A 13,410-nucleotide genomic window follows, 5' to 3' on the forward strand; every position below is an offset into this window, starting at 1 on the left:
TCTGAGTTCTTCGCAGAGCTCCGCCCGGAACTTCGCCGAGGCGGCCCCACCGTCACCCGAATGTGTCCCTGGGTCCGCGGCCGGGAACCGATCGCCGTCCCCGTTTGAAGCTGCGTCCCTGGGGACCCCTGATCTCGATCTCCGTGATCGTGGCGGAGCCCAGTCCCTCTTCGAGCCGACGCAGGATCGTCGGTTTGAGCACCCGCAGCTGCGTCGCCCACGTCGTCGAGTCGGCGGCGATGACGAGCAGCGGGGGCGAGAAGTCGACGGGGGTCGCATGTTGGGCGACCTGAGCACCGACGAGGTCGGGCCAGCGCCCGAGCACCTTGCCGATGTCGATCGACGACGACCATCCGCGATCGGAGATGAGCGAACCGAGGACGGAGGACACCGACTTCGGATCGCGACCGTCCTTGCCCGCACCTGAATAGACGACTTCACCGCGCAGTCGTGAGCGTCGTCGGCTGCGGACGAACTTCGCCTCCGTGGCTTCCATCCGTCGCACCCGGTCGAGGGCTTCGAGGGCCGCCACCGGAGTGGAGGAGTCGCGTTCGATGCCGCTCACGAGGTGCTCCCTGTCTCGTCCGCGCCGGCACCGGCTGCGTTCTCGGCTTCCGCGCCGGCACCGGCTCCGGCCCCTGCCAGCAGCGTGGACTGGTCGATCCGCTTTCCTTCGAGACCGGCGGGCAGGTCCGCATCGACAGCGGCGGTGATGAAGACCTGTTCGGCCTCCGTCACTCGCGACGCCAAACGGCTGCGCCTGCCCGTGTCGAGTTCGGCGAAGACGTCGTCGAGGACGAGGATCGGCTGTTCGGCATCCGAACCGGCATCGGCCGACAGCAGATCCCAGCCGGCCAGCTGCATCGCCAGCGCCAGCGACCACGTCTCGCCGTGGGAGGCGTAGCCCTTGGCAGGATGCGACCCGATCATCAGCGACAGATCGTCCCGGCCCGGCCCGTGCAGGGTCAGGCCACGTTCGATCTCCGTCGTCCTCCGCCGTTCGAGAGCAGACAGCAGCAGCTCTCGGCACTCGGCGGCGGATCCGGCCTGCGAGTAGTCGATGCGGGAGTCGTAGGCGATGTGGGCACCCTGCCGCTCGAGCCGGGCATCCGCGGCGATATAGGCGAAGTTCTCCTGCAGCGGAGTGACGATGTCGGCGAGAATCCGACGGCGGCCGAAGACGAGTTCGGCGGCGGAATCCGCATAGGCCATGTTCCAGATGTCGAGTGTGGCCTCGAGCCCCGGATCACGGTCCTCCCGCAGCCGTTTGAGCAGGGCGTTGCGCTGTTTCAGCGCCCGCTCGAAGTCCGTGATGATCGAGGAGAAGCGGGGATTGCGGGCGATGACGAGGGTGTCGATCCATGACCGACGTTCGGCGGGTTCACCGCGCACGAGGCTGAGATCTTCGGGTGCGAAGACGACGCAGGAGACGAGACCGAGGATGTCCTTGAGCCGGACCGCGCTCCGATTCACCCGGGCCCGGTTGGCTCCCTTGGACTGAATCGTCACCTCGACGGCGGCATGCCTCTGATCCCGGTTGACCAGAGCCGACACGGTGGCCACCGTCGTGCCTTCGCGCACGAGCGGAGCGTCGAAGGCCACCCGGTGAGAACGCTGCTGGGCCAGATACCCGATCGCCTCGACGATATTGGTCTTCCCGGTCCCGTTGTCGGCCACGAAAGTGGTGACCCCGGGTGAGAACTCGAGGTCGAGTTCGGGATAGGACCGGAAGTCACGCAGGGAGAGCCGGGATATCCACATTCAGATGCGCGTGGGCATGAGCAGGTAGCGATACGATTCGTCGGCCGATCCCTCGAGGTCCTTCTGCCCGGCGATGATGACCGGCTTCATCGGCTGGGTGAACGAGAAGTTCACGTACGGGCTCTCGACGGCGGCAAGGCCTTCGGCGATGTAGTGCGGGTTGAAGCCGACGGTGATCTCCTCGCCCTGGAGGGTCGCTTCGACGGCTTCGGAAGCCTGAGCGTCGTCGCCGGTCCCGGCGTGGAGGGTGAGCATGCCGTCGGTGACCTCGAAGCGCAGCGGGGTGTTGCGTTCGGCGACGAGTGAGACGCGGCGGACGGCTTCGCGCAGCACAGCGGTCTCGACGATCGCGTGGATGGGCACCGAATCGGGGAACAGCGACCGGACCTTCGGGTATTCGCCCTCGACGAGCAGCGAGGTGGTGACTCGGCCGGCGGAGGTGAACGAGATGAGGTCCTTGCCGGCGTCGGTGCTCAGACCGATCGTGACGTCTCCGCCGAGTGACTTCGACACATCGGACAGTGTGCGGCCGCGCAGCAGAGCCACGGCCGAGACGTCCGGGCGACCGGGGTTCCAGGTGAACTCGCGGACGGCGAGCCGGTAGCGGTCGGTAGCGAGCAGTGTGACCTTCTCGCCTTCGATCTCGACGCGGACACTGGTGAGGATCGGCAGGGTGTCGTCCTTCGACGTTGCGATCGTGACCTGGGAGACGGCGTTCTGGAACTCTCCGGCGGAGACGGTGCCGGAGTCCTCGGGCACCTGAGGCAGGGCTGGGTATTCGGCGACCGGCATGGTCATGAGCGAGAACCGTGAGGAACCGCAGGTGACGTCGACCTTGGCGTCGATCTGTTCGAGAGTGACCTCTTGGTTCGGCAGCGCCTTGGAGATGTCGGCGAGCAGTCGTCCGGAGACGAGCACAGTGCCGGCGGAGGCGACATCCGCGGCAATCTCGACGCGGGAGGAGACCTCGTAGTCGAAGACTGCGAGGCGGACGGTGCCGCCGGCCTCAGCGGTGATGAGGATTCCGGTGAGCACCGGAGCGGAAGGACGGTTGGGCAGAGTCTTGGTTGCCCAGGTCACCGCGTCGGCGAGAACGTCGCGATTGACTTTGAACTTCAAGGGGGATGCTTCCGCGTTCACTTTACTCCTTCGGGGTGGCTACCCGACCTGCTCAAGGCATCTGGCACAAGACTCCGGGTTGCGAGGCGCTGGCTCGATACTGCTCGGAAAACTTTACACAGCCTATCCGATGATTGCCCACCCCAGCAGGGTCGGCCGGAACAGCTGCGGCGATCGGCTGTCCGGCATCGATGTCGGAGGGTGAATCTCGGATTCGGGAATCACCTGAGACCCTGTGTTCGAATATCTTCCGCCCCGTCCCAGGATCTCGGTGCCGAACCTCGGGCTCTCCCCGAGCCGAGCGAAGCAGTCGGTGGCGGTCGCCCTCTTAAGAGTTGAATTCACTTGGTAGAAGTATCAGCACCTGTGGAGACTGTGGACAGGTCCCCTCTACCCCTGAGTAATCAAAGGATTCAACAGCCTATGGGCCTGTGGATGCCTTGTGCACCGCGACGAGAGGGTCGGTGGGCGCTTGGGTAAACACAAGCATGTAGTTCACATCTTTCCACTTCGACCGCAGCTCTGTCCACCGTTCTGTCCCCAGGTGTGAGCGAGTGTCCCCAGGGTTATCCACAGATGTGCACGGCGCGTTCTATAGGCGATGCTGTTGTTTGATGCGGTTTGTGAGTTCGGTGACCTGCGTGTAGACGGCCCGTCGTTCGGCCATCTGAGTTCGAATCTTCTTGTTCGCGTGCATCACGGTCGTGTGGTCGCGCCCGCCGAAGGCCTGGCCGATCTTCGGCAGGGAGAGATCGGTGAGCTCGCGGCACAGATACATCGCGATCTGACGCGCTGTCGTCAGCGTCCGTGACCGGGAGGTCCCGCACAGGTCGTCGAGGGTGAGGCTGAAGTACGCAGCGGTCTGCCCCATGATGTCCGCCGCCGTGACGGCAGGGGTGTCGTCCTGGGTGATGAAGTCCTTGAGCACTGTCTCGGCCAGGGAGACGTCGATCTGTTGGTCGTTGAGGTTCGCGAACGCGGTGACTCGGATGAGGGCGCCTTCGAGCTCGCGGATGTTCGAGGACACCCGCGAGGCGATGTATTCGAGCACATCGTCGGGGACGTCGAGCTGTTCGGCAGCGGCCTTGCGGCGCAGAATCGCGAAGCGGGTCTCCATATCCGGCGGCTGCACGTCGGTGAGCAGGCCCCATTCGAATCGCGACCGCAGTCGCTCCTCGAATCCTTTGAGCATCTTCGGCGGCTGGTCCGAGGTGATGACGACCTGCTTGGCCTCGTTGTGCAGGGCGTTGAATGTGTGGAAGAACTCCTCGACAGTGGCGTCCTTGCCCTGCAGGAACTGGATGTCGTCGATCATGAGGATGTCGACTTCGCGATACCGGCGTTGGAAGGCCGGACGCAGCGCATTCGAGGTCTTCGACGAACCGATCGTATTGATGAAGTCGTTGACGAACTCTTCGCTCGAGACGTATTTCACGCGGATCTCGGGGAACAGCTGGGTGGCGTAGTAGCCGATCGCGTGGAGCAGGTGGGTCTTGCCCAGTCCCGAATCCCCGTAGATGAACAGCGGGTTGTAGGCCTTGGCCGGGGCTTCGGCGACGGCGAAGGCGGCGGCGTGGGCGAAGCGGTTCGACGCTCCGATGACGAAGGTGTCGAAGGTGTACTTCGGGTTGAGCTGGGCGACACCGGGAGCATCGACGGGCGGAACCATCGGGGCGGCGGTCGCCTCGGCGATCTTGAGCTCGCGCTCGGTCATCCGGGATTCGGCGGGCGCGGACGGGGACTGTGCCGGCGAGGCCTGTGCGGGAGCCGGCGCATCCGCCTCCCTACCGTGCGCCGTGCGATCGAAACCCGGTGCCGTGCGATCGAAGTCGGGCGGAGTGCGGTCGACGGTGGCCGGCCCCGCTGAGGCGACGGCCTCGGCGGGGGTGTGGCCGTGGTCGGAATCGTGCCGGCCGAGCGTGTGCGGTTCCTGTTGCGCTGCCGGTGCCCCCGTCGCCGAGGTGGACGTGACCGGATCGATGGGCACCTGCGGTCCCGGCGTCGGTTCTCCGATGAGATCTTCGAACCGGATCGGGACGTCGAGTTCGGGGTCGACGACGAATCCGAAGGTCACGTCGAAGCCGAGGACCTTCGAGAATTCCCTGGTCAGGGGGCCAAGCAGCCGAGTCTCGATTGTCCGTCTGGTGTGTTCGTCGCGGACGGCGAGGAGGACGAGGGCGTTGTCGACGAGTGCCTTGGGCACGGCCAGGGAGAGGAATCCCTTCTGATGAGCCGTGAGTTCCGGGTCCTGATCCAGGGTTGAGACCACCGTGCGCCAGCGGCTGATGAGCTCATTCTTGGAATTCGACACCGTCACTCTTCCTCAGCTTTCAATAGATTCGTTCTCGGCGTGATCCACACCTGTGCATGACTTCCACATAGTTTTCCACAGTTTGTGGATTCGTGGCGACCTCACCCAGCAAATCTCCACACGGGTGGATAAGGCTGTGGAAAACTACATGGGTGTGACTTGTGGACGGTGTTCGGCGCCGGGGATGTGAACCCGGGTGAATTTCGCGCGAGCGTGACGTGAAACATGACTCCGCCGTTTGACCGCCCGGTTGCTACCTCGCTAAGATGGAGTGTCCTGTGTACCGGGCTTCATCCGATTATCCTGATCATCTTTGGCTCTTATGCACAGGAGTGCTCGGCGGTCGAGACTCTCACCGCCGTTTTTTGTGAGAACGCACCGGCGTTCACCCGCAACCTAGAAATCGGAGACTGAAGTGAGCAAGCGTACATTCCAGCCCAACAACCGCAAGCGCGCCAAGAAGCACGGCTTTCGTCTGCGTATGCGCACCCGTGCGGGCCGTTCGATCCTGGCCGCACGTCGTCGCAAGGGACGTTCCGAAGTTTCGGCCTGAGTGTGCTCGACGCGGCACACCGGATCCGCAGCGGCGAGGACTTCAGACGAGTCTTCAAAGCGGGAGTCCGGGTGCGCTCAGCGCATCTTATGGCACACAGCCTGAGAGACCCCGATGACGCCCACGCAACTCGCGTGGGTTTCATCGTATCTAAGGCCGTCGGCAATGCTGTGGTGCGCAATCGCACCAAACGTCGGCTGCGCGCGATCATGCGTGACCGTCTCGGCGAGCTGAGTCAGGGAGAGCTGTTCGTGCTGCGGGCCCTGCCGCATGCGGCCGAGGCGGATTTCTCCGTCCTCGACTCCGAGGTCGTCGAACTCATCGACAAGGCGCGGAAGAAGCTGGATCGCCGTGGACGCCGAGCATGATCTCAAGCATGTCTCCGAGGTGCCCGGCCGGCCGGCGGGGTTCTGGCCGACGGTCGGCTGGATCTTGCGGATCGGGCCGAGGATGCCGTTCGTGTGGTTCATCAGGGCCTATCGCGTGGTCATCTCACCGCTCTACGGCCAGGTGTGTCGGTACTATCCCAGCTGCTCGATGTATGGTCTCGAGGCCTTTGAGATTCACGGAGTTCTCAAGGGGATGGTGTTAACTGGGTGGCGCGTGCTGCGGTGCAATCCGTGGTCCCATGGCGGGGTCGACCACGTCCCGGGTTCTGCGCGGGAGGCCAGATCGACAGACATCCACGGCGACGACCATCGCAGCTGAGACCTTTTCGACTGTGCAATCCCGATGTGTCCGGCACGCGGGACTGCCTCGGGGCACAGCAGTCGTGTCGCGAAGACCTGTGAACAATGGCAAGATTAACGACGCGCAAGAGTCGTTGTAACGAGGAGAACTGAATGGACTGGATGGACAAGCTGCTCTACCCGCTGCAGTGGGTAGTCGCTTGGATCCTCGCGATCTTCCACGAGATCTTCACCGCCATCGGCCTGCCCGCCGACAGCGGTTGGACCTGGGTGCTCTCGATCGCCGGACTGACCGTGGTCATCCGTGCTCTCCTCATCCCTCTCTTCGTCTACCAGATCAAGTCTCAGCGCAAGATGCAGCTGCTGCAGCCGGAGATCCAGCGTCTGCAGGCCAAGTACAAAGGCAAGAAGGATCAGTACTCGCGGCAGGCCATGGCCGAAGAGCAGATGACCCTGTTCCGCGACAACAAGACCAGCCCGTGGGCATCGTGTCTGCCGCTGCTTGTGCAGATGCCGATCTTCTTCTCGCTCTTCCGTGTCATCCACAATATGCCGAAGGTCGCCAGCGGCGACATCGGAGCCATCGGCGGCTTCACTCAGCAGTTGGCGGTCCAGGCGGAGAACTCCTCGATCTTCGGCATCCACCTGTCAGAGACCTTCGGCAGCGATGGTGTCGCGGTCAAGCTGCTGACGGGCGTCCTCATCGTCGTCATGGCTGCGACCATGTTCATCACGCAGAAGCAGATGATGGCGAAGAACATGTCCGAATCGGCCATGGCCAACCCGATGATGCAGTCGCAGAAGATGCTCCTCTACGTTATGCCGCTCGTCTTCGGCATCGGCGGCATCTACTTCCCGCTCGGTGTTCTCATCTACTGGCTGGTCTCGAACACCTGGACCATGGCCCAGCAGCACATGGTCATCCGCAATATGCCCGCTCCCGGCTCCAAAGCGGAGAAGGAGATGCTCGAGCGCAAGGCTCGCAAGGGCAAGACAGTGAAGCAGAATGATATCAAGGGTGAGACCGTTGCCGAGGAGGCCCCGAAGAAGAGCGGCCAGCGGCAGCAGCCTGTGAGCAAGAACCGCAAGAAGAACAAGAAGCGCTGAGGACGAACATGACCGAAGAGAAGATCGACGAGACCTCCGAGCAGACGCCGGAGGAGACCTCGACGAAGCCCAGCCGCGCCGAACTCCTCGAAGAAGAGGGCGAGATCGCCGCGGACTACCTCGAAGAGCTGCTCGATCTGGCCGATATCGACGGTGACATCGACATCGACGTCGCCGACGGTCGCGCCCAGCTGTCCATCGTCTGCGAGGACGAGGAAGACACGAACCTCGGCACTCTCGTGGGCAAGGACGGACGCACCCTCGGTGCTCTGCAGGAGCTCAGCCGCCTGGCTGTGCAGACGCAGACCGGTCAGCGCTCCTGGTTGATGCTCGATATCGACGGATTCCGCAACAACCGTCGTGAGGAGCTCATCAAGAAGGCGCAGCGCGCCATCGACGAAGTCAAGGACGGCGGTGAGGAGTTCGCCTTCAAGCCGATGAACAGCTTCGAACGCAAGATCATCCACGATCAGGCGGCACGTGCCGGTCTGGTCTCCGAGTCCGAGGGAGAAGGCGACGGTCGTCATGTCGTCATCCGGCCCGCCGATGACTGACCTGAACGAACCCGAATCCGATCTTCCCGAGATCGAAACGCCTCCCGCCGGCACCGAGGAGTACTTCGGTGCGGCTTTCCCCGCGGCCCAGCGCTATGCCGAGCACCTGGCGACCACCGGCATCGAATGGGGCCTCATCGGCCCGCGTGAGGTCGACCGGCTGTGGACGAGGCACATCCTCAACTGCGCCGTGGTCGCCGAATACATCGACGACGGTGACGTCGTCGGTGATGTGGGCAGCGGTGCGGGTCTGCCTGGCATCCCGATCGCATTGCTGCGCCCGGGGGCCAAGGTCGTGCTCATCGAGCCGATGGAACGTCGCGTCGAATGGCTGAGGATGGTCGTCGACGACCTGGGCCTGGAGAATGTGCGGATCGTCCGAGCCCGCGTCGAAGAGCTCGTGGACGAGGAGATGTTCACGGTCGTCACCGCTCGCGCTGTCAAGGCGATGACGACTCTCATCGAATGGACTCGCGAAGTCATCAGCCCCGGAGGACGGATCCTCGCTCTCAAGGGCGCTTCTGTCGAGGGTGAGCTGCTCAAAGCGAAGAAGCTGATCAAACGCTATCGTCTGTCGCAGCCCACGGTTCACGTCGTCGATGGAGGCGGCCTCCTCGATGTCCCGAGTCGTGTCGTCGAGATCGTGAAGAAATAGTACGAAGTAGAGTTGGTCTAGGCTGGATCAGAGTCTTGTGAAACCGATGGATGATGGAGTGCGCCCTATGCCGATCATGGACGAGTCGTCTCCCATTGGTGCCGCGATCGCCCGGGACAACCGGCGTGCGGATCGACTGTCGCAGACGACCTTCCCACGGCCGGACTCGACTCGGATCTTCACGATCGCGAACCAGAAGGGCGGCGTCGGGAAGACCACGACGGCGGTGAACATCGCAGCGGCCCTGGCCAATCAGGGTCTCAATGTGCTGCTCATCGACATCGATCCGCAGGGCAATGCGAGTACCGCACTGGGGATCGACCACTATTCCGAGGTCACGAGCATCTACGATGTGCTCATCGACGACGTGCCGATGCGCGAAGCGGTCGCGCAGTGCCCGGATTTCGATACGCTCAGATGTGTTCCGGCGACGATCGACCTCGCGGGCGCCGAGATCGAACTGGTGTCCCTGGTGGCCAGGGAACAGCGTCTGCAGCGTGCGCTGGGCATCTACCTCAGGGAAGAGGAGGAAGCCGGCCAGCGCGTCGACTATATCATCGTCGACTGCCCACCGAGTCTGGGCCTGCTGACCGTGAATGCCTTCGTGGCCGCCCGTGAGGTCCTCATTCCCATCCAGTGTGAGTACTACGCGCTGGAAGGCTTGAGCCAGCTTCTCAAGAACATCCAGCTCATTCAGAAGCATCTCAATCCTGAACTCGCGATCTCCACTATTCTGCTGACGATGTACGACGGCCGGACGAATCTCAGCGCGCAGGTGGCCGAGGACGTCCGCACACATTTCCCGGAGCAGGTGCTCGGAACCGCGATTCCTCGCTCGGTGAGGATCTCCGAAGCTCCGAGCTACGGGCAGACCGTCATCTCATATGACCCACACTCGAGCGGTGCACTCTCGTACCGTGAGGCCGCCGAGGAAATTGCGAATCGAGGAGTAAGTCGTGGCTGAACGCAAGAAACGGGGTCTGGGTCGAGGACTCGGAGCTCTGATTCCAGACGCGAACTCCAACGAGCGTCCTGTCGACGTCTTCTTCTCCGGAGGAGAGACGGAACGGGAGGGTGAGCAGACCCAGAAGAGTTCACGGACGGCACGCAATGACCCGGCCGCGTCGATGCAGTCGTCCCGCCGTCGCAAGACCAAGGCGGGCTCTGGGCCGAAGACCGCGAACACCGAAGAGTCCACAGGTACGGCGGACACCGGAGCCGGTACGAAGTCCGGCGGTGCGACGAAGACGTCCACCGGCAATGCAAAGACCTCGGACTCGAATTCTGCCAAGGCGAGCTCGGCTTCGGCGAAGGCCGGTGCTTCGAAGGTCGGTTCAGCGAAGACCTCGAAGGCAGAGTCGATTTCTGCCAAGTCCGGCGCATCGAAAACCGCTGCATCGAAGAGCGGTACGTCTCAGCCGGTGGGCGCGAAGGCGGGTGCAACGAAGTCGTCCGGTAAGTCCGCCGGCACTCAGGCAGCGAGTTCGAAGGCCAGCGGAACGAAGTCCTCCTCGTCCTCGACCAGAGCGGCTAACTCATCGACCTCTACGAAGGCGTCGGCAAAGGCGGGTTCTGCCAAGGCACCCTCAACGGGCTCTTCGCCGTCGAAGCCTTCTGAATTGGCCGAATCACCTGTCGAGCCCGAATCTGCGGCTCAGACGGCGCGCTCGGTCGATGATGGCATCAAGGGTGATCGTGAGGCGCGTACAGGCTCTGAGGCCGAGTCTGCGGCCGTTGCGGACGTCCTCGAGGACGTGCGTGAGACTCATCCTGGCGTGTTCACATCATCAGGTCACGACAACACCGATGAAGCAGCAACTGGTTCGTCGGAGGACGTCGGCGGCGTGGATACCAATGGAGCGGCACGCAAGAAAACTACTGATGTAGTGTCATCTGGCGGTGGCCGGAGCCCCGAGACCGCGCCTGCCGCTGAAGCGCCGGTGGCTGCGACTCCTGCTGACTCGGTCCCAGGTGTCGGTGAATCCGGCAAAGACGACGAAACCGGCGATATTGATGAAGCCGACGACAGTTCGGCAAGCGATTCAACAGACTCTGATCAGGCTTATGCCGGTGTTGAGTCGATCCCGGACACGGAATTCGGTGAGATCGAAGTCGATCTCATCGATGCGAACCCGCGGCAGCCCCGTACGGTCTTCGACGAAGATCTGCTCGCCGAACTCGTCCACAGCATTCGCGAGATCGGCGTCCTGCAGCCCGTTGTCGTTCGCCAGAAGCCGAGCGATCGGAGCCGCTTCGAACTCATCATGGGTGAGCGGCGTCTGCGCGCTACGAAGGATGCGGGTCTGTCAACGATCCCCGCGATCATTCGCTACGTCGAAGACACCGATCTTCTCCGCGACGCGCTTCTTGAGAACCTTCACCGCGCAGAGTTGAATCCCTTGGAAGAGGCTGCGGCATACGGACAGCTGCTCGAGGACTTCGGCTGCACTCAGGAGGAGCTGTCCGAACGTATCGGACGATCACGTCCGCAGATCTCCAATACTCTTCGTCTTCTGCGTCTGCCTCCATTGGTTCAGCGTCGAGTTGCGGCCGGCGTTATTTCGGCCGGTCATGCGAGGGCCATCCTTGGTCTGCGGGACCCGGAGCATATGGAAGTTCTGGCGCAGAGGATTGTAGCAGAGGGACTTTCGGTCAGGGCATCCGAAGAAGCGGTCGTCCTGCTCAATCGCGGTGATTCGATCAATGTTTCACGTGCAACATCGAAGGTTGCTCCTGAATTCTTAGCAGTGGCGGAGCGTCTCGGGGACCGTCTGGATACGAAGGTGAACATCTCCGTCGGTAAGAAGAAGGGCAAGCTGAGCGTCGAGTTTGCGAATCAGGAGGATCTCGACCGCATTCTCGGCCTGTTGGGAATCAGCGAGGCTGCTAGCGAATAAGAGTCTTTGAGTTCCTGATCGTTTCGAGCTCGGAACCCCGGCGATTTTGTTCGCCGGGGTTCTCTTCTTTTCGCACGACGAGCGCAGTATGCATCCGGATATGCAATATGGCGTTGGGGTGGGGTCCCGCTCGGTCGTCCTCGCGTCTCTTGGCGTTTCACGTGTAACATTTCGGACTGAACTCCACGGCGTCGGCCCGATGCGCGCTCTTCTTCCAGTAGAAGAACCGCGATCCGCTTGTAGCTTCCAGGTAAGCGATAACTGTCACGGTTTCACGTGAAACATAGTTTCTGGTCAAATCTCCGGCCATGAAGTTGCATTATATGTTCACATAGCAGCTGGTTGACGGCCGCATTTCGTGGTAATTGAGCGTTGTCGAAGCTCCAGCCGGTTCGCGATTCGACATCAGGCGCCTGTCATTGCAAATCGGTAGGTGGTTGTCTTATGAGAGGTGCAAGCGTTCGTCTGCAGATGGCACCTCGTTCTGACGTATCGTCCTACAAGACTCTTCGAACGAATTGCTAAAGGGGACGCGTCGGTAGTGTGCCAGCTTTGAATTATCGTGCCCGAAGGGTGCGTCCAAGGGTCTTCTATCGCGTCCAATATTGTGGGCTAATGAGTCGCTGATGAGTCCATATACAGAGCCCAAACGGTTTCACGTGAAACATTCCTTAGCCGCGCAAATTTCGCTTGTTCGGGTGTCTTTGGAATCCCCCAATCGATGCGGAGCCGCAACCGGGTTGATTGAAGTTTTTCCTGCAACAGGTTCGACGTTCGGTTCTCTCAGCTTTGCACTCGTTTCACGTGAAACGGGATCAGCCGTGGCTATAAGGACGATGTTTGGTCGGTTCGACGTCTTTCATACGTTGTATGTGCAGTATTCGCAATATCTTGCTGAGAGTACGCGTCGGACCTGACTGGGAAGACCATTACGACGATCGTATAGGAGAACGAGGCTGGCTCAGTGAGTTGGCGCTAAGCACTTTGTGTCCGTATCGGTTGGTCTCCGGACACAACCAGATGACGAACCGATATCAGAGGGGGCATATTGACTAGCGTTTATGGTCTCAGCTGCTTCATCAGAGCGGCTCTACAGTATGACGAATGGACCGCGCTCGTGTGGTGACGCTCGGTCAAGATCGGTCTTAAGCTTCATCCGGATGGTATTGAATGTGGCACCAGGTGTTGCAGTCAGGGTCGTCTTCGGATCTGTAGTTTCACGTGAAACATGCGCGCGCTCCTTCACAGGTTGGCCAGCACATGTGAACGTGGAGGGTGGTACTGAACGGACTGAAATACACCACACGCAACCGGAAGACCGCGTCGTGAGCTACTCGCTCCACGTGCAACTTGTTCCTCGGGAGCCGTCGGTTGTGATGCTGGTGGGTGACAGTACGTGGACTAGAGATCTAAATCTACCTGGTGGTCGGATCGGACGGCAGCTCGACGATATCAATTGTTAAGGCCGCAGTACTGGGAGCCCCCCCGGCAGCCTGATATCCGACTCCGCGCCAGAAGGAGCCCACGCCGAAGTTCAAGCGGGGTGGTTCTGTGTTCCACGTGAAACATTCCCCCGTGGTACACTCTCCCGGTAGCTGATGCTGGCCGCGAGCCATGATCTGCGATCGTGACATCTGCTCGTTGGCGGATAGGGCCGTATGACGGACTAGGAGCGGAAAGGCCGATTGAAAGCGACCACCACTCTCTGTAGAGAAGTATATGTGAGCTAATGAATGATCGATATACACCCTGGACGAGGGGCAC

General features: G+C 61.7%; 12 protein-coding genes. 8 read left to right on the plus strand and 4 right to left on the minus strand.

Annotated features, from left to right (window positions below; all coding sequences use genetic code 11):
• Positions 1–52: 52 nt before the first annotated feature.
• The 4 genes from HK401_RS08695 to dnaA all read right to left on the minus strand — a co-directional run bounded on the left by HK401_RS08695 (position 53) and on the right by dnaA (position 5,191).
• Positions 53–565 (minus strand): DciA family protein, encoded by a 513-nt coding sequence (locus tag HK401_RS08695; protein ID WP_181274251.1) that lies wholly within the window; start codon positions 563–565, stop codon positions 53–55.
• Positions 562–1,761: a DNA replication/repair protein RecF gene (recF, locus tag HK401_RS08700; protein ID WP_181274252.1), complete on the minus strand. Its 1,200-nt coding sequence runs from the start codon at positions 1,759–1,761 to the stop codon at positions 562–564. The genes HK401_RS08695 and recF overlap by 4 nt, the downstream gene beginning before the upstream one ends.
• On the minus strand, positions 1,762–2,901 hold the full coding sequence (dnaN, locus tag HK401_RS08705) for a DNA polymerase III subunit beta (protein WP_181274253.1): 1,140 nt from the start codon (positions 2,899–2,901) through the stop codon (positions 1,762–1,764).
• A 571-nt stretch (positions 2,902–3,472) separates the two neighbouring features.
• Entirely contained in the window at positions 3,473–5,191 is a 1,719-nt protein-coding gene (gene dnaA / locus HK401_RS08710) for a chromosomal replication initiator protein DnaA (RefSeq protein WP_181274254.1), read from the minus strand.
• Between the two features lie 415 nt (positions 5,192–5,606).
• Between dnaA and rpmH the strand changes: the two genes are divergently transcribed.
• From rpmH to HK401_RS08750, 8 genes are all read left to right on the plus strand, one after another.
• Positions 5,607–5,744, plus strand: coding sequence for a 50S ribosomal protein L34 (gene rpmH, locus HK401_RS08715; protein WP_166975345.1), 138 nt, complete (start codon positions 5,607–5,609; stop codon positions 5,742–5,744).
• Positions 5,745–5,746: 2 nt separating this feature from the next.
• Positions 5,747–6,112: a ribonuclease P protein component gene (gene rnpA / locus HK401_RS08720; protein WP_181274255.1), complete on the plus strand. Its 366-nt coding sequence runs from the start codon at positions 5,747–5,749 to the stop codon at positions 6,110–6,112.
• Entirely contained in the window at positions 6,096–6,452 is a 357-nt protein-coding gene (gene yidD / locus HK401_RS08725; RefSeq protein WP_181274256.1) for a membrane protein insertion efficiency factor YidD, read from the plus strand. The genes rnpA and yidD overlap by 17 nt, the downstream gene beginning before the upstream one ends.
• Before the next feature lie 134 nt (positions 6,453–6,586).
• A complete protein-coding gene (yidC, locus tag HK401_RS08730) occupies positions 6,587–7,540 on the plus strand; it encodes a membrane protein insertase YidC (RefSeq protein ID WP_181274257.1) in 954 nt (317 codons plus the stop codon).
• A gap of 8 nt (positions 7,541–7,548) precedes the next feature.
• Positions 7,549–8,094 carry a Jag family protein gene (locus tag HK401_RS08735; RefSeq protein WP_181274258.1) on the plus strand — a complete coding sequence of 182 codons (546 nt, stop codon included), beginning with the start codon at positions 7,549–7,551 and terminating at the stop codon, positions 8,092–8,094.
• A complete protein-coding gene (rsmG, locus tag HK401_RS08740) occupies positions 8,087–8,749 on the plus strand; it encodes a 16S rRNA (guanine(527)-N(7))-methyltransferase RsmG (protein WP_258234083.1) in 663 nt (220 codons plus the stop codon). The genes HK401_RS08735 and rsmG overlap by 8 nt, the downstream gene beginning before the upstream one ends.
• 67 nt (positions 8,750–8,816) lie before the next feature.
• Positions 8,817–9,713, plus strand: a complete 897-nt coding sequence (locus HK401_RS08745) for a ParA family protein (RefSeq protein ID WP_246490520.1) — start codon at positions 8,817–8,819, stop codon at positions 9,711–9,713.
• A 655-nt stretch (positions 9,714–10,368) separates the two neighbouring features.
• Complete coding sequence (locus HK401_RS08750) at positions 10,369–11,646, plus strand: ParB/RepB/Spo0J family partition protein (protein ID WP_258234084.1); 1,278 nt, start codon at positions 10,369–10,371, stop codon at positions 11,644–11,646.
• Positions 11,647–13,410 lie beyond the last annotated feature (1,764 nt).

The sequence above is a fragment of the Brevibacterium oceani genome, assembly GCF_013623835.1.
GTDB lineage: Bacteria > Actinomycetota > Actinomycetes > Actinomycetales > Brevibacteriaceae > Brevibacterium > Brevibacterium oceani.